Origin of the sequence: Marinomonas rhodophyticola (assembly GCF_026113935.1) — a bacterium.
GTDB classification, from domain to species: domain Bacteria; phylum Pseudomonadota; class Gammaproteobacteria; order Pseudomonadales; family Marinomonadaceae; genus Marinomonas; species Marinomonas rhodophyticola.
This window is the reverse complement of record NZ_JAPEUL010000004.1, coordinates 511,635-529,306: the sequence shown is the minus strand read 5'-3', so window position 1 is coordinate 529,306 and position 17,672 is coordinate 511,635. Positions and strand designations below refer to the sequence as shown.

Below are 17,672 nucleotides of genomic sequence, written 5' to 3'. Positions count from 1 at the left end.
CACATGGCCGATCTGCGTATCGACATTATTTCAGATGTTGTTTGCCCTTGGTGCTATTTAGGCTACTCTCGCCTTAAACAAGCCATTGAACAGTTGGGGGATGATTATCGCATCGACATTCGTTGGCAACCTTTTGAACTGCATCCAGATATGCCACTAAAAGGCGCTGACCGAGAAAGCTATTTAAGCAAGCGGTTTGGCAGCCCAGAAAAGCTCAATGAAGCCACGCATGCCATTCAACAGGTAGGTATTGAAGCAGGTATACAGTTCAATTTTTCAGAAAAAGACCGCATCCCAAACACCAAGCTTGCTCATCAATTTGTACTAGCAGCGACAAAATCAAACCTAGCCACGCCCTTTGTATTAGCCTTGTTTCACGCCTATTTTACCGATGGAAAAGACATAGGGAATCAAAGTATTCTTGAGGACGTTGCCTTAAGCATCGGCATGAAAACCTCTGACTTCGAATACGCCCTTAGTGACGAAGCCAAGGCACTCACACAGAAAAAACTACAGCATTTACGTAGCCTAGAGATTAACTCGGTGCCTACTTATGTCATTAATGATAAATACATGGTTCAAGGCGCGCATGATCCAGAGTCCTTCCTGAAGGTGCTGACTGATATCGCCGAAAAGCAACACTGATCCATCCAACTCTTCACTTATAACCAATCAGATCCAACCTATTATCTGATCTGATTGGTTATCCCCTACAGAAAGCAACAAAAAAACTATCAAACCAAGCAAACAGATAAATTATTACCTATTGATAATCATTAGCATTAAAAATAGAATCGCATGACTAGAATATTGGTGAGAGTGATTTTCATTTATGTACGTTTGTATTTGCAATCAGGTATCAGACAAAGCTATCAAAGCGTCCATCCAAGAGGGGGCGACCACCATGCGTGAACTTTATCAAGAACATAGCATTGGTAGCCAATGTGGAAAATGCTGTCAGTGTGCTAAAAAGCTACTGAACAATGAGCTTCTTAAAATAGCAGAAACTCAAGTTCAGGTTGCTTAAAATCCGTCATTGCACGCTAGCAATAACGGAGTGATTACATTTGTGATTGAAGGTAATTTTCAATTCCAGAACTAGCAATTAAATGTTGCTGAGTTTCAAGCCAATCAATCTGTTCCTCTTGCTCTTCTAGGATTTTCTCCAGAGCGTCACGACTAATAAAATCTTTCTTTTGCTCGCACAAATCAATGGCTGATTTTAGAGTTGGCAAGGTATCCAGTTCAAACTCTAGGTTTGCAGAGATCATCTCTTCACTGTTTTCACCAATACGCAAACGACCAAGATCTTGCAGGTTCGGCAAGCCTTCCAAAAAAAGCACGCGCTCGATCAAACGGTCCGCGTTTTTCATTTTCTGAATAGACGTTTTATAGTCAGCTTTGTCCAGTGCGCTAAAACCAAAGTCCTTAAACATTCGAGCATGAAGAAAATATTGGTTAATACCCACCAATTCATTGGCCAATACTTTATTTAAACTCAAAATGACTTCACGATCTCCTTTCATAACGCCCCCTTAATTTGCCATTTGAGATTGATAATAATTTTGCATGCCAATTTTTTCCATCAGGCCAAGCTGTTTTTCTAACCAATAAACATGGTCTTCTTCCGTATCAAATAACAAACGCTCAAGCGTCTCACGCGTTTGGTAATCCCCTTCTGACTCACACACCGCAATGGCGTCTCTCACGCTGCTAACCACTTCTAGCTCAAGAGTTAAATCGTTACTCATCATGGAGCGAACATCTGATCCTATTAGCAAGTCACGGCGTTTCGTCATACAAGGCACACCTTCCAAAAACAAGATACGCTTGATAAGCCAGTCCGAATGCTGAGTTTCTTCTTCCATTTCATGATTGAGGCGCTCATAAAGCTTATTAAGCCCCCAATCTTCATACATACGAGAATGAATAAAATACTGATCAATTGCCGCTAACTCATTCGCCAACAACGAGTTTAAGCTGTCTATTACTTTTTTGCTGCCTTTCATATTCATTTCCTCTTATTGAGAGTCAATTCATCTTTGCATCACAAGGTTATAATTTTATGACCTCGACGCCCATTTATCCATCACTCAAGCAAACTCGGAGTCGTCGGCTCTTCTGCCTTCACCAACTTGCCTTCGCCAATCTTAACTTCAAGGCTGTCAATTCGCTGCAACCCTCGTGGCAGCTTTAATCCCCTACGTCCACGTTCACCCACATATTCTTCAAGCTCTTTGGCTGCAAAAGAAATAAAGCGCTTACCAGCATGAGCCAGTAACAAATCATCAGGCTGTACACAAGCCAACGCAACGACCAATTCCTCTCTGTCCGCAGCGCGCGCACTTGGAATACTGATCATCTTATTCCCTTTGCCTTTTGCCATTTGGGGTAAAGAAGCCACATCAAAGGCCAGCATGCGCCCCTCATTGGAAATCGCTACCACACGACCTTGCTCCGGATTTTGGACAAACACAGGCGCCATCACTTGGGCACCTCTTGGTAACGATAAGGTGGCTTTCCCCGCTTTATTTTTCGCATATAGCTCTTTAAGCTGAGCAACAAAACCATAACCTGCGTCACTGGCCACTAAGTAATAAGCCTCTTCATTATCCAATACAGCAGAGACAATTGTGGCGTCTTTTTCTAGTGTGATACGCCCTGTAATAGGCTCACCCTGACCACGAGCCGATGGCAATGTATGTGCTTTAATCGAGTACGTTCGACCATTAGAGGCCAGTAAAACCAAGGTTTGGTTCGAGCGCCCCTTTGTACTAACAAGAAATTCATCACCCGATTTATAACTCAAACCATGGACATCAATATCATGACCTTTCGCGGCACGAATCCAGCCCTGCTTGGATAAGACGACAGTGATCGGATCATTAGACAATAAATCCTCCTCACTGAACGCCTGAGCTTCTTTACGAGCAACAATGGGGGTACGACGATCATCGCCGAAATCATCAATGGCTTCTTGGATCTCATCAGTAATCAATTTTTTTAATTTACGATCAGAAGACAACAACCCTTCTAGCTGCTTACGCTCTTTTTCCAACTCGTCCTGTTCACCTTTGATGCGCATCTCTTCAAGCTTCGCAAGATGACGCAACTTCAGCTCTAAAATCGATTCCGCTTGCATATCACTCAAACCAAAACGCGCCATCAACTCCACTTTAGGCTTTTCTTCAGTACGAATGATGTCAATGACTTCATCAATGTTTAAATAAGCAATCAGCAAACCTTCTAGAATGTGTAGACGGTTCATGACTTTATCAAGGCGGAATTGCAAACGACGGCGTACAACATCTATACGGAAACGCAACCACTCCGATAAAAAGTTTTTCAATGGCTTCACTTGCGGTAAGCCATCCAAGCCAATCACGTTCATATTGACGCGATAGGACTTCTCCAAATCCGTTGTGGCAAAAAGATGCGTCATCAACGCATCAATATCAACGCGATTTGATTTAGGCACAATCACTAAGCGAGTCGAATTTTCATGATCAGACTCATCACGTAAATCAACAACCATAGGCAGCTTCTTGGCCTGCATCTGCGCGGCAATTTGCTCTAATATTTTACTACCTGACACTTGATGAGGCAGCTCATTGACAACAACTTCGCCTTCTTCAAGAGTAAAGCGGAGCTCTTGCTTTAATCTGCCCTTTACCCGTTTCGTATAACTTAACAATATCGCTTCTTGGCGTGATGATTTCGCCGCCTGTCGGAAAGTCAGGACCTTGTACAAAGTTAAGCAAATCCTCTAATTCTGCGTTGGGATTATTCAGCAGATGAATACAGGCACCGCCGATTTCGCGTAAGTTATGCGGCGGAATATCCGTCGCCATCCCTACTGCAATGCCTGTTGTACCATTAAGTAATAAGTTAGGCAGGCGTGACGGCAAAACAGAAGGCTCTTGCAACGTTCCGTCGAAGTTGAGTGTCCAATCAACCGTACCTTGACTAACTTCCCTCAATAATAAGTCTGCGTACTTTGATAACCGAGATTCTGTGTAACGCATAGCGGCGAATGATTTTGGATCATCTGGTGCACCCCAGTTACCCTGACCATCAACCAAAGGATAACGGTATGAAAAAGGCTGAGCCATTAACACCATAGCTTCGTAACAAGCACTATCACCATGAGGGTGAAATTTACCGAGTACGTCACCCACGGTACGAGCGGATTTTTTGTATTTCGCGCTGGATTTCAGCCCCAATTCACTCATCGCATAGATAATACGTCGCTGAACTGGCTTTAACCCATCACCAATATGCGGCAAAGCTCGATCTAAAATAACGTACATGGAATAATTCAAGTACGCTTTTTCTGTGTAGTCTTTTAATGAAAGGGTTTCATTCGACTCGAAATTTGACAACTCACTCAAGGAAACTTTCCTTCTACTATCGTTTGCATGGACATATTATCAGCCATGCGGTTTTCATAAATAAATATGGGATTCAACTATAAAGAAACACCCTAACTCACTGCAACATTACCGTTAAGATTATCATGGAAAGCTCACTATTCTCGTGTTTCAATACACGTGACAATTAATAAGGCATCTGTTGATGAATGTATCAGATCAAAATACCCTCGGCTTAATTTCCTACAGTCTCGGAGAGACGAGTAAGCGCGTCATCATTTGCCAACAGAATGATCTGTTTATTGCCCAAGAATCCCTTTTTCAAAATACCACTCCCACACGCTTCTATCACCACCAAGCCGACACATTTGTTTTTATTATTAAAGGTGACATCTACCTGCAACAATCAACACAACAGAACGCTCATCTTACAGAAAAAGAAACCGTACTAAAAACACACCAAGGAATTTGGCTAGCCGCACACACGATCAATAACATTACCTTACTAACTCCAGCCGTTGAACTTTGTTTGATACGCCTGAGTTCAACCAGACATGTCGAGGAAAATGACGTATTTCAAAAATATCTTCTGGCACAGTTGAGGCTCATCCCCGGCAGGAATCACATAAAAACTTGGCCGCTATGGCAAGGTGCTTCAGGAAGCATTACTCTTGAGCTGTACCCTGCGCACTTTAAAGAAACACTCTACTACCAAAAAAATGCCACTCAATACCTTCTTCCGTTAAACGGTGTAGCCTTTATATCGAACGGTAAAAAAGCACCGGAAAGCTGCCCTACTCTTGGAAAAGTCATTACCAAACAAGAGCGTCGGGCCGTTTTGAACCCAAGTAAAGACAGCATCACTCTATTGTCCGTCATGACAGCGCAACAAAGCAAAGGACGAATATTGGTGCTAACAAAGCCGAATTGAATACTAAATTTCGTTAGCGCAACACCAAAGCGGTTAAAATATGATCCTCCCAACGACCGTTGATCTTAAGATAATCTCTCGCAACCCCTTCTTTATCAAAACCGAGTTTTTTGAGCACCGCCGCGCTCTTAGCATTTCTTGGCATATAGCTAGCCTGAATTCGATCAATGTGTAATTCTTTATGGATATACTCCAAACCCGCACTAAGAACCTCATGCATAATCCCCTTCCCTTGTTCGCTTTCCCGAAGGCTGTAACCGAGATTACAAGCCTGAAAAACGCCACGGATTATGTTCGAGTAATTGCTATAAGCTAGCATTCTGTCTTCATTGGGCGACAAAAAACAAAACACGACCCCTTTATCCTCCAAGAAGTCTCGACGCATTTCTCGAATTCGTAACTGACACGTCTCAAGAGAATAATAAGCGTCACTACGTTGCGGCTCCCATGGGGAAAGAAAGGCCTTTTCTTGATTAACATAATCGTGCAAAAGCGACGCTTGAGATTCGTCTAATATCGTCAACACCCCCCTTTTGGTGATAATTTTAGGGAAACGAGACGCACGCAAAGAGGAATTAGAGTACTTAAATGACATATCGCTCATCACTTCAGACAATTTCAACGAATATTCTTCATACCAAATATTTTCACCTATAGATAGAATTCTGCGCTGCATATCATGATTCAACCAAGCCTCTGCTGCCTCTTTAGTTTGCCAGTAGGTGACCAGCAAATCCATTTCTCCTGCACCGTATTCAGTGCCAAGAAAACCTGGCTGAGCTTGCGCTAGCTCAAGCACTTTTTCAACCATAATGCGATAAGACACATCGTTCGATAACAGTTTGCTGGATAAAAAAACAGCAAAATAAGGCAGCGCACTGGAGGAACTAAATACCTTCATCGACTCTCTAAGACACATACTAAATTGTTTGATAATTATACAATTTTTAAGATTATATCCGCATTTTTAGAAATATCGGACTATAGTTAGGACAGATCTACACTGGCAGGCAAGTGCTCGAGTCTCATTGTAATGCTGTATCAGTACAAGAAGACGTATAACTTGTCATCAGTGACATTTAGGATTGCACTATATTACCTATTATTTTTTTGGCTTGTTAAAAGCCAAGTGCAAATAGATCTCCTTATTGATGTTCCCCTTCAGTCAATAAGGATAAGGATAGCTTGTGCCCGCATTATGCGGGCACTTTTTTATGCTATCACCGCTATTTCTCCCAAGAACTCCCTGCACCTGCGGTAATCGCTTGGTACTGATCTGGGCGACGATCACGGAACAAACCAAAGGAACGGCGAGCTTTACGAATCGCATCTAAATCGTATTCTGAGTACAGGATTGTACTCTCATCACGACCTGCAACACATTTCATTGCTCCCATTTCATCGGTCATAAAAGAAGAACCATAGAACTGAATAAAGCTATTCTCGCCTTCTTCTCTACCTACGCGATTTGCCGCAATAACAGGCACCATGTTAGCAGCAGAGTGACCTTGCATGGTTCTTTGCCAATGATCCTTAGAATCCCACTCTGGATAAGGTGGCTCAGAACCAATTGCGGTAGGATAAAAAATCAGCTCTGCGCCTTTTAACGCTAACTCTCGAGCCAGCTCAGGGAACCACTGATCCCAACAAATACCACAGCCGATACGACCAAACTGAGTGTCCCACACTTTCACCGCAAGTATTACCGGTGTGAAATAATATTTTTCCTGATAACCTGGGCCATCAGGAATGTGTGTCTTACGATACAAATCCATGACATCACCATTGGCATCAATCATCACTAAAGAATTATAAAAAACATTACCATCGCGCTCGAAAAAGCTGATTGGCAACACAACACCCAATTCTTCGGCAAGCTTGCTCATAGTTTGAATTGCCAAGCAATCATTAACCGGCTGAAGTCCCAATCAAAATATGCAGGCTTTTGATCAATACAAAAATACGGCCCCATAAACAATTCTTGTAACAAAATAATATTGGCATTATTAGCGGCCGCTTCTCTTACTTGTGCCACCGCATTGTCTAAATTTGCTTGAAAATCGGTACCAACCGCCATTTGAACGCAGGCCACTTTTACATTACTCATACTTTACTACCTCCAAAAAATCTCGCCAAACAAAGCAAAATACTAACTTTATACTTGAGTCAAATAAGTACTACCTGCTAGCACTTTTTTATAGGTTGCTAGCAAAGTGGCTTGCTCTTCTTGGCTAAGCGGACTTGCAGCGATCTTATCTTGATAGCTGTTTAATAATTCTTGCTCATTATAGCTAACGGATTTAAGTACATCCTGCACACTATCGCCTTTTAATACATGGTCGATTCTGAAACCATCATCCGTTAAGTAAACATCTACCGAACAAGTATCACCAAATAAGTTATGTAAATCCCCCAATGTTTCCTGATAAGCTCCAACTAAAAAGAAGCCCATCAAATAATCTTCCCCTTTAGGAGGTGGTGGAGGTAACGGCAGAGACGATTCTATCCCTTGACCATCCACATAGCTGTACAAACAACCATCAGAGTCACAAGTAACGTCTTGTATCTTTCCTCTAAAGGAAGGCGCTTGATCTAATCCTTGCAGTGGCAATACAGGGAACAATTGATCGATACCCCAAGCATCTGGCATAGATTGAAACACCGACAAATTGACAAATAATTTCTCAGCCAATCGCTCATTCAACTCATCAATCACCGCACGATGACCTCGATTACGATTGTCTAAACGCGGCAATAAATTACGGCATGCGGACAAAAATAGGTTCTCCGCTTGCGCTCTTTGCGACAGATTAAGCTGCCCATGATTGTAGAGTGTTAGGCTATCATTAAAGTCATCTAGCAAATCATGATAAATCTCTACAAGTGAACGACTTTCTTCTTCATTCTGCCCTTTCAAGCTTTGATAACACGCCCAAAGACGTTGCAACTCAAGCTCACTGTCTTCTGCGGGGCTCTTCAATGGGTAATAGCTCAGCGCCGTGAGAGAAAACATCCGCGATCATCATGGCATGATGGGCAGTAACGGCACGACCCGATTCAGAAATCAAATGGGGATGAGGAAGTTCATACTGTTCGCAGACATTATGGAAAGCGAACACCACATTATTGGCATATTCACCAATACTGTAGTTTGCCGAAAAATCGTTTTGACAGCGCGTTCCTTCATAGTCGACACCTAGACCGCCCCCTACATCCACCCATTTTACTTTTACATCCATTTGATGAAGTTCAGCGTAATAACGAGCGCATTCTTTTAAGCTGTTTTGGATATCTCGAATTCGAGTGATTTGTGATCCTAAATGGAAGTGAATTAACTCAAGGCAGTGTAGTAAATTCAACTCACGCAGGCGCTCAATAGCACGCAGCAATTGTGAAGTCGTCAATCCAAATTTCGATTTTTCACCACCGCTGTTACCCCAGTGAGTCGTGCAAGTAGACGCCAAGCGAATCCGGATACCAATACGAGGCTGAACCCCAATTTTATCTGCCTCTTCTAAAATCCAATCAAGCTCATGCATTTTTTCAACGACAATAAACACTTGATGACCCATTTTTTCGGCCATCAAGGCAAGATGAATAAATTCACGATCTTTATAGCCGTTACACACAATAATGCCATCAGCATTTTTATGCATAGCCAACACAGCCATCAGTTCTGGCTTACTACCTGCTTCCAAGCCAACAGTAGACGCATTATCAGGTTGGCATGCAGCAATTTCTTCCACAACACGACGCTGCTGATTTACTTTTATTGGATACACAATGGCATATTTTGCCTGATAGTCGTAATGATCTATGGCCTGCTGAAATGAATTGGTAATTTTTTCTATACGTGAGTGAAGGATATTCGGGAATCTAACCAAACAAGGGTAAGGGATACCTTGCTGTTTTAGCGCGACAGACAGCTCTGTTAAATCAATGCTATTTTCCCTATCAGGTAATGCAATAACACGCCCTTTATCGTTAATTGAAAAAAAACCACTACTCCAGTGACCTACGTTGTAAAGTTCCATTGAGTCTTTGATTGACCAAGGCTTCATATCATCTCCAAAAGTCTAAATAGCTGCAATTAGCGCCGTTTATAAAAGGCACAACATAATGAAACACAGACATTTTTTAGGTTTAGTTCAAATAAAAAAAGCGGTGCTAAGAAATCTCTTAACTCCGCTTTATTATAACGAACGAACAAATTAAGAAACGTGTTCGCCATGTGCTTGCTTATCTGCATGGTAAGAAGAGCGAACTAATGGTCCACACGCTGCATGCTTAAAGCCTAACTCTTTTGCGACTTGCTCATAACGCTCAAATTCTTCGGGCGGTACAAAGCGCGCCATAGGAAAATGATGCTTTGATGGTTGTAGGTACTGCCCAATGGTTAGCATATCAACATTATGAGCACGTAAATCTTTTAACACTTCAACAATTTCTTCAAATGTTTCTCCCATTCCAACCATTAAACCGGACTTGGTGGGTACATTTGGGCAACGATCTTTAAAATTTTTCAAAAGATCTAAGGACCACTGATAATCAGATCCAGGTCTCACTTGACGATACAAGCGTGGAATAGATTCCAAGTTGTGGTTAAACACATCTGGCGGTGCAATTGACAGTGTATCAATTGCGACCTCCATACGACCACGGAAGTCTGGAACCAATGTTTCGATTTCAATATGCGGACTTGCAGCACGTGTTTCAGTAATGCAATCAACAAAATGCTGGGCACCACCATCACGAAGATCATCACGATCTACTGAGGTAATAACCACATATTTCAGCTTCATATCACGAATTGCTGCCGCCAATTCTTTTGGTTCATCAGCACTAAGCGGATTAGGGCGACCATGCGCCACATCACAAAAAGGGCAACGACGAGTACAAATTTCACCCATAATCATAAACGTCGCTGTACCGTTACTAAAGCACTCTCCCAAGTTTGGGCAGTTAGCTTCTTCACATACAGAGGCAAGTTTATGCTCACGCAAAGTCGCTTTAATACGAGCAATTTCTGGCGACGCTGGCATACGAACACGAAGCCAATCTGGCTTGCGTGGAATTTCTTCAGTAGGAACAATTTTAATAGGGATACGCGCCATTTTATCGGCACCGCGTAATTTTTCCCCTTGGACAACGCGCTTGCGTTCTGCTGTCATTCTATTTCCACCCTTGTTGGATAGCCGGATAACTGTATCCGAGTTGCTCAGCTAACTGATTCGCCAACTGAACCTTTACATTTGATAAAATAGCGTCTTTGTTAAGTCGCTTCATATCCACCATCTGCAAGCCTTGATAGCCACACGGGTTGATACGATTAAATGGGGTGAGATCCATATCAACATTTAAGGCTAGCCCATGAAAGGAGCAACCTCTGCGTACACGTAAACCCAACGACGCAATTTTCCGTTCATCGACATACACACCTGGAGCATCAGGCTTTGGATACGCTTTTATTGAGTTCTGTACTAAAGTACCAACCACAGCATTTTCCAATACGCTAACTAGATCACGTACCCCTATTCCCAAGCGTTTTAAGTCTACCATAACATAAGCCACTAGTTGCCCTGGCCCATGGTAGGTAACTTGGCCACCACGATCAACCTGAATGACAGGAATATCACCTGGAGCCAAAAGGTGCTCTTCTTTTCCCGCTTGACCTTGCGTAAACAAGGAGGGATGTTCTAACAGCCAAATTTCATCAGCATCGTCTTTAGTACGAGTCTGAGTAAACTGTTTCATCCGCTCCCATGTTTCCGTATAGTCAATAATCCCTAAATCACGGCAAATTAAATCACGTTCCATTTACATGACCATCTTAACGGCTTCAATTGACATTAAGTCATGATGCAATGCCGATAATTGATCCTCACTTTGAGCCACAATACGAAAACTAAAACTGACAAACCGGCCTTTGCTAGAGCGATTAGTGTTTTCAGCTTTTGTATCCATTTCGGGTGCATGTATAAGCAAACGTTCTGTTATCTCGGTATGAATACCATCAACATCAAGAGATACCACCTTGATAACGTAATTTTCGCAAGGAAACTCAATTTTAGGTGCATCAACTGCTTTTTCAGCTTGATCACCATTTTTTGTAATTAACGCCATTAATTTAATCTACCATCAGCCTATTGGGGCTTAAAACAAGTTCATAAAGAATAGTTTAATTTTATCAAACATTCGTTTAAAGAAACCACCTTCTTCTACTGCTTCTAATGCAACCACTGGGCGTTCTAGTAGTACACCAGCCTCGGAGCCTACTACAATCTTACCAAGCACATCACCGATCGCGATAGGTGCAACGATTTCAGGCTGCATGTCTAACGTTGCTGACATAGCATCACCTTGCTGACGAGGCATAGTAACCAGCACATCTTCTGCAAAACCGACTTTCACACTAGATTGGCTGCCTCCCCAAACACGGGCATTGTTAACCACTTGACCACGGCTATACAGCTTACGTGTTTCATAGTATCTAAAACCAAAATCTAATAGCTTTTGCGCTTCAGCCGCTCGTGCTTCATCGGATTTAGTTCCCATTACAACTGTAATCAATCGTGTCCCATTACGCACTGCAGAAGCAGCCAAACAGTAACCTGCCGCTTCTGTATGTCCCGTTTTCAAACCATCAACAGTTTTATCACGCCACAACAAACGATTACGATTAGGTTGGCGAATATCATTGTATGTAAACTCTTTTTCCGCATACATGGTGTAGTTTTCTGGAAACTGCACAATGGTCGCACGAGATATTTTGGCGATATCATGGGCACTTGAGTAATGATTTTCTGCTGGAAAACCAGTCGAATTGACAAAGTTTGTATTTGTCATGCCCAATAGCTTAGCGTGTTGATTCATCAAATCAGCAAAAGCCGACTCACTTCCGGCAATATATTCTGCAGCAGCGACACTTGCATCATTACCTGATTGAATGATAATTCCACGAAGCAAGTCTTCTATAGATACTTGCGTACCTTCGCGGATAAACATACGTGACCCTTCCATGCGCCAAGCGTTTTCACTCACTGTAACTTTATCTTCCAAAGACAAGTTTCCACGAGCAAGTTCATACTCAACAATATAGGCCGTCATCAATTTAGTCAGACTCGCTGGCGGCAAAGCCTCATCAGCGTTATGTTCCACCAACACATCACCAGTATAGGCATCCATCAAAATATAACTGCTTGCCGATAACTGGGGAGGCGTCGGTATCAACGCAGGTGCGGCGAATACAGAGCCACTAATAAAGCCAAACACAAGGGATAAAGTAACCAGAAGTTTTTTCATACTCAAAAATATCGTCTTCTAAAAAATGTGGGTAAATGATACTAGAGCATTCTATGAATCTCTAGCCTAAAAAAAGTAACACTAAGGCAATAAAGCCACCCTTACGGGGCTACCAAAACCTTCCTGTTGTAGTTTTTGCTGCCATTCGGTCAATGAATCTTGGCTTTCAAAAGGACCGACCAACACTTTATACAAGCCGTCATCTTGCTTATTTATAACGACTTTAATACTGGTATCAAATGCCTCAAAGAGCCGCCGCTTTAATTTATTTGCCGATTCTTCGGCACTGAAAGCAGCAAGCTGAAGATGGGAAAAAACCATATCAGATGATGTATTTGATGACTCTCTTGGTGACGAAGAAATACTAGGCGAAGCCTTAGCAGGCAAGCTTTTTACTTGTTTAGCCGGCGTTTCAAGAACCGCTTTAGAGGGTCGATATACATCGCCTTTTGCTGGCGTGATTGCTTCGACTCGCACTCGTGCGACACCTTTTTTATGATAGTCCAGTCTCGCTGCTGCCGCATAAGAAAGATCTATCAGGCGATCACCATGAAATGGTCCCCTATCATTTACTCTAACAATAACAGAGCGATGATTATCGAGGTTGGTGACTTTGACATAAGTGGGTAGCGGCAGAGATTTGTGCGCAGCAGAAAACCCATACATGTCATATGTTTCCCCATTTGACGTCTTATGACCATGGAATTTGTTGCCATACCAAGAAGCTTTACCCTCAGCAACATAACCTTGGGCTGAAGCCATTACCCAGTACTTATTTCCCCAAACCTCATACGGACTCTTATTGCCACCTCGACTTCTTGGCTCCCACTTTGGAATCGGCTCAGGAATATTATCAGCATCAAAATCACCGTCCGGACCGTGGTCTTGCAATATAGAATAGCGCCCACCGCCTGACGCTTTTTCGTAGTCGATTTCATCTTTTCCCAGCACATGACGCGTACTCATACATCCATTCAGTACCAGCAAGCTTAAGCCAGCAACCAATAGTATGTTAATGATTTTCATAGCTTCCTATACTCTTAGCGAGCCTCCAATACCGACATGGCATATCGCCTACTTGGGTTGTAATCCATAATGGTAAAAAAATTCTTATATCCTAACCAGTAAGACATCTCTTCCGGCCCAGTTCTCAGAGCAATCAAACCCGTTTTCTGAGGAATAAAAGGCTGAGTAGGCAGCACAGTCAGTGCCGACCAATCGACCATGTCTTTACTAGGCTCTCTACCACGATTGATTTCATCTTTGACTTTCTCAGGATCACCAACAGAAGCCATCACAAACCACGGCTGGTCTTTCTGCCAACCGTGATGTTTAAGATAGTTCGCAACACTGCCAATAGCATCCGCAGCAGAACCCCATAGATCAATATGACCATTTTTGTCGTAATCTATAGCCAATTTTTGATAGTTACTGGGCATAAACTGCACCATCCCCATCGCCCCACTATATGACCCCTTTGTTTGCCCAATGTTCCATCCTTCTTGACGAGCTAGCAATAAATAAGCTTCAAGCTCACTTTGAAAGTACGCTTTACGTCTGGGATAATCAAACGCTAGAGTCGTCAGTGAAGTAAAAACATCATTAGAACCTGTAATACGTCCGTAATACGTTTCCACTCCAATGAGTGCAACAATTACATTTGGGTCAACACCAAATTCTTGCTCGGCTTTATGTAACCATTCGAGGTTGCTCTGAGCAAATTGATAGCCAAGTTTGGCTCTTTCCTCGTTCACAAATCGCGTTTTGTATTCATAATAAGGTATCAACACTTCCGGCTGGTTATCGGACTTCTCAATCACTTTAGGGCGCACCTTGATGTGAGAAAATGCCAATTCTAGACGGTTTCTATCGTAATTATGCTCTTTTACAAGACGCGAAATAAAACTCTGCACCTCTGGATTACCAGCGTAAGAATCTACCCATTCTGCTGGCATATCCTCTAGAAGCGTTTCACTAACGCCAGAATGTAAAGGCAACGTAGAATGATCCACACTACTACACGCAGTTAGACCAAGCGTTAAAAATACCAATGCAGCTTGCTTAATCATCATCTCGCTCTTTTATGTGTTTGTACTGACATCAAAATCCCAAATGTCGCCATGATAGTAATAATAGAAGTACCACCATAACTGACCAGTGGTAAGGGTACCCCAACAACCGGCAGAATGCCTGATACCATGCCAATATTTACAAACATGTATACAAAAAAAGTAAGCGTCAAACTACCGGCTAACAAACGTGCATAATTGTCCTCAGCATTCGCCGCAATATACAAACCACGAGCAATAACAAGAGAATAAGCAAGGATCAAAACACCACACCCTACCATCCCAAACTCTTCAGCCAAAACGGCAATAATAAAATCGGTATGACTTTCAGGCAAAAAATCCAACTGAGCCTGAGTCCCTTCTAAAAAACCTTTGCCATACAGACCACCAGAACCAATAGCCGTTTTAGACTGAATAATATTCCAACCAGAGCCAAGAGGATCACTTTCCGGATTCAAAAACGTCAACACTCGCTGACGCTGATACTCTCGCATAAATTGCCACAATGTATAGCCCGCAATGGGTGCCAATGCCGCTGCACCGATAATATAACGCCAACCAAGTCCTGCAAGAAAGAGGACAAAGATCCCCGAAACCGCCACCAACAAAGAGGTTCCCAGGTCTGGCTGTTTTGCAATTAATACCACTGGAATAGCGATCAATACTATGACAGTCATTATTTGCTTAAAGGTGGGGGCAGCTGCCTATCTGAAAAATACCATGCAATCATCATAGGCATCACAATTTTCATGATTTCCGAAGGTTGAAAACGCAAACCTCCAGGCAAAGCCAGCCAACGCTGAATCCCCTTTTGCTCCGACACCAAACAACAATACACAAACCAATAATAACGTAATAAAAATAAACAATGTAGGCGAAGCTCGCCGCATGTATTTTGGTGGTAACTGCGCCAATATTAGACAAACAAACATCCCAACTGCCAAGCGAAACACTTGCCGTTCTACCATCGCTACGTCTTGCCCTGACGCTGAGTACAGAATAACCAAACCGCCGCTAATCAGTAATAATAAAGACCCTATCAACAGAATATCGACATGCACCAATAGCCATAAACGCGCATTGGTAAAAGATATCGCCCTGCGATAAAAGCTATCCTTCATTTTTATTACCTTTTAAATAGTCATATTCGGCAGGATAATCATCGTAGAGATAAGCATCGAATAATTTCTTGGTTAAATCCGCAGGTTTCGAGCTGCTTCCGCCATTCTCAAAAATGGCAAATACTGAAATTTTAGGTTTTTCGGCCGGAGCAAAACCGATGAATAACGCATGATCATGCAAACGTTTCTCCAACGAATCCGCGTCATATTCTTGGTCTTCTTGAAGACTAAACACCTGCCCTGTCCCTGTTTTTCCTGCAATGTCATAGGGTGTACCTTGCAGGCGTCGTGCTGTCCCTTGAGAGTCCGTAATGACTTTGCGCATCGCCTCAATCATTCTCTCCCAGTTACGTTGATCTTTCAGAACGATATCGTGTTCATCACCAAGACCATCTTCAAACTCAGCCGGTTTATCCCCCACCATAGCAGTCATTCTTGGATAAAAATAATGCCCTCGGCTTGCCAGTGCAGACGTTGCTGAAGCAATTTGCATAGGAGTCGCCACCATAAAGCCCTGACCAATACCGACGTTGACCGAGTCTCCCGGATACCAAGGCTCTTTATACTTCGCTTTTTTCCATTCATTTGAAGGCAATAAACCAATACTGTCGCCATTCAAATCAAGCAAAGTACTGCGTCCAAAACCAAATCGCGACAAAAAATTATGAATGGGTGTGATGCCCATTTTATTGGCTAACTGGTAATAATAAGTATCAACCGACTCAATAATAGAGCGCTCCAAATCAATCCACCCATGCCCCGTTCGCTTCCAGTCACGATAACGGCGTCCATCCGGATTAATTTGATAATAACCTCTGGCGAAATAACGTTCTGTCCAAGTAGAGAAGCCGTATTCTAGTCCAGCCAACCCCATGAAAGGCTTAATTGTTGAAGCTGGAGGGTAGCCTCCGCGAAGCGCGCGGTTGAAAAGAGGTAACTTTGGCGACTTCCGAAGTGCAGAGTAATCATCATACGAAATGCCGCGCACAAACAGATTTGGATCAAAACCTGGCTTAGAAACAAGTGCCAAAATCCCTCCAGTTGCCGGGTCTATTGCCACAACTGACCCTGTATAATCCCCCAAAAGATCATAGGCATACTGCTGAAGCCTTGCATCCAAATATAAATGCAAATCTTTACCTGGCGTGGGATTTTGTCGATCCAATTCAGACATAATACGGCCACGAGCGTTTACTTCAACCTTGCTTAGACCTGCTTCGCCAAATAACGTTTTTTCGTAAAAACCTTCAACACCTGTTTTACCAATAAACAAAGCACCTTGATAAGCAAGACGATCCACCCGTTCCAAATCGTCCGTTGTAATTCGACCAACGTAGCCAATTGCATGGGCAAAAGCTTCACCGTAGGGGTAGTATCGCGTTAATTGCGCTTCTACTTGAACCCCATCAAGCTGATAAAGATCAACAGATACCTTAGCCCACTCTTCATCAGTTAATTGTGACTTTAACGTAAGTGATTGATAAGGTCTGCGGTACTCTTTCAACCGACTATCAAAGTCATCCCATTCGCTATCACTAATATTAACTATGCCGGCAAGCATTTGTCTTAATTTAGCAAAATCGTCAACGCGCTCAGGAATCACAGTCAAACTGTGTATTGGTCGATTATCAGCCAGCACCAAACCATTACGGTCATAAATTAATCCTCGCGGAGGCGGCTCGGTAACCAACATAACACGATTATCGTCCGCCTTGGTTTGGTAGATTTCATGCTGAACAACTTGAAGGTAAAACAATCGTGCCATCAACACCAATGCCATTAACATAACAAAAATAGCAGACGCAATAACACGCCCCTGTGTTAGTCGCTGTTCTTGGCGGTAATTACGAAAATTTTGATGTCGACGGCTCACCAGGTT

The 17,672-nt window shown here is 42.7% G+C and carries 18 protein-coding genes and 2 pseudogenes; 3 read left to right on the top strand and 17 right to left on the bottom strand.

Annotated elements, in window-relative coordinates; all coding sequences use genetic code 11:
- Window positions 1-3: 3 nt before the first annotated feature.
- Window positions 4-645, top strand: a complete 642-nt coding sequence (locus tag ONZ52_RS03245; protein WP_265217250.1) for a DsbA family oxidoreductase — start codon at window positions 4-6, stop codon at window positions 643-645.
- A 187-nt stretch (window positions 646-832) separates the two neighbouring features.
- Entirely contained in the window at window positions 833-1,027 is a 195-nt protein-coding gene (locus ONZ52_RS03240; protein WP_111606635.1) for a (2Fe-2S)-binding protein, read from the top strand.
- A gap of 34 nt (window positions 1,028-1,061) precedes the next feature.
- On the opposite strand, the gene bfr (ONZ52_RS03235) is transcribed toward ONZ52_RS03240, so the two are convergent.
- From bfr (ONZ52_RS03235) to parC, 3 genes and pseudogenes are all read right to left on the bottom strand, one after another.
- Window positions 1,062-1,526: a bacterioferritin gene (gene bfr, locus ONZ52_RS03235; RefSeq protein ID WP_265217248.1), complete on the bottom strand. Its 465-nt coding sequence runs from the start codon at window positions 1,524-1,526 to the stop codon at window positions 1,062-1,064.
- A gap of 9 nt (window positions 1,527-1,535) precedes the next feature.
- The gene (bfr, locus tag ONZ52_RS03230) at window positions 1,536-2,009 is read right to left on the bottom strand and encodes a bacterioferritin (protein ID WP_111606633.1); all 474 of its coding nucleotides are present in this window, start codon (window positions 2,007-2,009) and stop codon (window positions 1,536-1,538) included.
- A gap of 80 nt (window positions 2,010-2,089) precedes the next feature.
- A pseudogene (gene parC / locus ONZ52_RS03225) lies at window positions 2,090-4,232 on the bottom strand (DNA topoisomerase IV subunit A).
- Window positions 4,233-4,575: 343 nt separating this feature from the next.
- Here parC and ONZ52_RS03220 point away from each other — a divergent pair.
- Window positions 4,576-5,301 (top strand): hypothetical protein, encoded by a 726-nt coding sequence (locus tag ONZ52_RS03220; protein ID WP_265217246.1) that lies wholly within the window; start codon window positions 4,576-4,578, stop codon window positions 5,299-5,301.
- 13 nt (window positions 5,302-5,314) lie between these two features.
- Here ONZ52_RS03220 and ONZ52_RS03215 read toward each other — a convergent pair whose 3' ends face one another.
- The 14 genes and pseudogenes from ONZ52_RS03215 to mrdA all read right to left on the bottom strand — a co-directional run bounded on the left by ONZ52_RS03215 (window position 5,315) and on the right by mrdA (window position 17,666).
- Window positions 5,315-6,202, bottom strand: a complete 888-nt coding sequence (locus ONZ52_RS03215; protein WP_265217245.1) for a GNAT family N-acetyltransferase — start codon at window positions 6,200-6,202, stop codon at window positions 5,315-5,317.
- A gap of 325 nt (window positions 6,203-6,527) precedes the next feature.
- Window positions 6,528-7,187 carry a nitrilase-related carbon-nitrogen hydrolase gene (locus tag ONZ52_RS03210; RefSeq protein WP_265217243.1) on the bottom strand — a complete coding sequence of 220 codons (660 nt, stop codon included), beginning with the start codon at window positions 7,185-7,187 and terminating at the stop codon, window positions 6,528-6,530.
- Entirely contained in the window at window positions 7,184-7,408 is a 225-nt protein-coding gene (locus ONZ52_RS25205) for a nitrilase-related carbon-nitrogen hydrolase (protein WP_265217242.1), read from the bottom strand. The genes ONZ52_RS03210 and ONZ52_RS25205 overlap by 4 nt, the downstream gene beginning before the upstream one ends.
- Before the next feature lie 48 nt (window positions 7,409-7,456).
- Window positions 7,457-8,281 carry a hypothetical protein gene (locus tag ONZ52_RS24555; protein ID WP_321160244.1) on the bottom strand — a complete coding sequence of 275 codons (825 nt, stop codon included), beginning with the start codon at window positions 8,279-8,281 and terminating at the stop codon, window positions 7,457-7,459.
- Window positions 8,256-9,362 carry a biosynthetic arginine decarboxylase gene (speA, locus tag ONZ52_RS24550; protein WP_321160243.1) on the bottom strand — a complete coding sequence of 369 codons (1,107 nt, stop codon included), beginning with the start codon at window positions 9,360-9,362 and terminating at the stop codon, window positions 8,256-8,258. The genes ONZ52_RS24555 and speA overlap by 26 nt, the downstream gene beginning before the upstream one ends.
- 150 nt (window positions 9,363-9,512) lie before the next feature.
- Window positions 9,513-10,472, bottom strand: coding sequence for a lipoyl synthase (lipA, locus tag ONZ52_RS03195; protein WP_265217241.1), 960 nt, complete (start codon window positions 10,470-10,472; stop codon window positions 9,513-9,515).
- Window position 10,473: 1 nt separating this feature from the next.
- The gene (lipB, locus tag ONZ52_RS03190; RefSeq protein ID WP_265217238.1) at window positions 10,474-11,118 is read right to left on the bottom strand and encodes a lipoyl(octanoyl) transferase LipB; all 645 of its coding nucleotides are present in this window, start codon (window positions 11,116-11,118) and stop codon (window positions 10,474-10,476) included.
- Window positions 11,119-11,424 (bottom strand): YbeD family protein, encoded by a 306-nt coding sequence (locus tag ONZ52_RS03185; protein WP_265217237.1) that lies wholly within the window; start codon window positions 11,422-11,424, stop codon window positions 11,119-11,121.
- A gap of 30 nt (window positions 11,425-11,454) precedes the next feature.
- Complete coding sequence (locus ONZ52_RS03180; protein WP_265217236.1) at window positions 11,455-12,603, bottom strand: D-alanyl-D-alanine carboxypeptidase family protein; 1,149 nt, start codon at window positions 12,601-12,603, stop codon at window positions 11,455-11,457.
- Between the two features lie 81 nt (window positions 12,604-12,684).
- On the bottom strand, window positions 12,685-13,629 hold the full coding sequence (locus ONZ52_RS03175) for a septal ring lytic transglycosylase RlpA family protein (RefSeq protein WP_265217235.1): 945 nt from the start codon (window positions 13,627-13,629) through the stop codon (window positions 12,685-12,687).
- A gap of 14 nt (window positions 13,630-13,643) precedes the next feature.
- Entirely contained in the window at window positions 13,644-14,675 is a 1,032-nt protein-coding gene (gene mltB / locus ONZ52_RS03170) for a lytic murein transglycosylase B (RefSeq protein ID WP_265217234.1), read from the bottom strand.
- Entirely contained in the window at window positions 14,672-15,349 is a 678-nt protein-coding gene (locus tag ONZ52_RS25200; protein WP_428981150.1) for an FtsW/RodA/SpoVE family cell cycle protein, read from the bottom strand. Before ONZ52_RS25200 ends, mltB begins: the two co-directional genes overlap by 4 nt.
- Window positions 15,349-15,793: pseudogene (locus ONZ52_RS25195) on the bottom strand (FtsW/RodA/SpoVE family cell cycle protein). Before ONZ52_RS25195 ends, ONZ52_RS25200 begins: the two are co-directional and overlap by 1 nt.
- Window positions 15,783-17,666 carry a penicillin-binding protein 2 gene (mrdA, locus tag ONZ52_RS03160; RefSeq protein WP_265217233.1) on the bottom strand — a complete coding sequence of 628 codons (1,884 nt, stop codon included), beginning with the start codon at window positions 17,664-17,666 and terminating at the stop codon, window positions 15,783-15,785. The pseudogene ONZ52_RS25195 and the gene mrdA overlap by 11 nt, the downstream one beginning before the upstream one ends.
- Window positions 17,667-17,672: the final 6 nt, after the last annotated feature.

Excerpts from the sequence above, each read along its gene's own strand:
- ONZ52_RS03245 (WP_265217250.1), top strand. The coding sequence starts at position 4 with ATGGCCGATCTGCGTATCGACATTATTTCAGATGTTGTTTGCCCTTGG.
- ONZ52_RS03240 (WP_111606635.1), top strand. The coding sequence starts at position 833 with ATGTACGTTTGTATTTGCAATCAGGTATCAGACAAAGCTATCAAAGCG.
- bfr (WP_265217248.1), bottom strand. The coding sequence starts at position 1,526 with ATGAAAGGAGATCGTGAAGTCATTTTGAGTTTAAATAAAGTATTGGCC.
- bfr (WP_111606633.1), bottom strand. The coding sequence starts at position 2,009 with ATGAAAGGCAGCAAAAAAGTAATAGACAGCTTAAACTCGTTGTTGGCG.
- ONZ52_RS03220 (WP_265217246.1), top strand. The coding sequence starts at position 4,576 with ATGAATGTATCAGATCAAAATACCCTCGGCTTAATTTCCTACAGTCTC.
- ONZ52_RS03215 (WP_265217245.1), bottom strand. The coding sequence starts at position 6,202 with ATGAAGGTATTTAGTTCCTCCAGTGCGCTGCCTTATTTTGCTGTTTTT.
- ONZ52_RS03210 (WP_265217243.1), bottom strand. The coding sequence starts at position 7,187 with ATGAGCAAGCTTGCCGAAGAATTGGGTGTTGTGTTGCCAATCAGCTTT.
- ONZ52_RS25205 (WP_265217242.1), bottom strand. The coding sequence starts at position 7,408 with ATGAGTAATGTAAAAGTGGCCTGCGTTCAAATGGCGGTTGGTACCGAT.
- speA (WP_321160243.1), bottom strand. The coding sequence starts at position 9,362 with ATGAAGCCTTGGTCAATCAAAGACTCAATGGAACTTTACAACGTAGGT.
- lipA (WP_265217241.1), bottom strand. The coding sequence starts at position 10,472 with ATGACAGCAGAACGCAAGCGCGTTGTCCAAGGGGAAAAATTACGCGGT.
- lipB (WP_265217238.1), bottom strand. The coding sequence starts at position 11,118 with ATGGAACGTGATTTAATTTGCCGTGATTTAGGGATTATTGACTATACG.
- ONZ52_RS03185 (WP_265217237.1), bottom strand. The coding sequence starts at position 11,424 with ATGGCGTTAATTACAAAAAATGGTGATCAAGCTGAAAAAGCAGTTGAT.
- ONZ52_RS03180 (WP_265217236.1), bottom strand. The coding sequence starts at position 12,603 with ATGAAAAAACTTCTGGTTACTTTATCCCTTGTGTTTGGCTTTATTAGT.
- ONZ52_RS03175 (WP_265217235.1), bottom strand. The coding sequence starts at position 13,629 with ATGAAAATCATTAACATACTATTGGTTGCTGGCTTAAGCTTGCTGGTA.
- mltB (WP_265217234.1), bottom strand. The coding sequence starts at position 14,675 with ATGATGATTAAGCAAGCTGCATTGGTATTTTTAACGCTTGGTCTAACT.
- ONZ52_RS25200 (WP_428981150.1), bottom strand. The coding sequence starts at position 15,349 with ATGACTGTCATAGTATTGATCGCTATTCCAGTGGTATTAATTGCAAAA.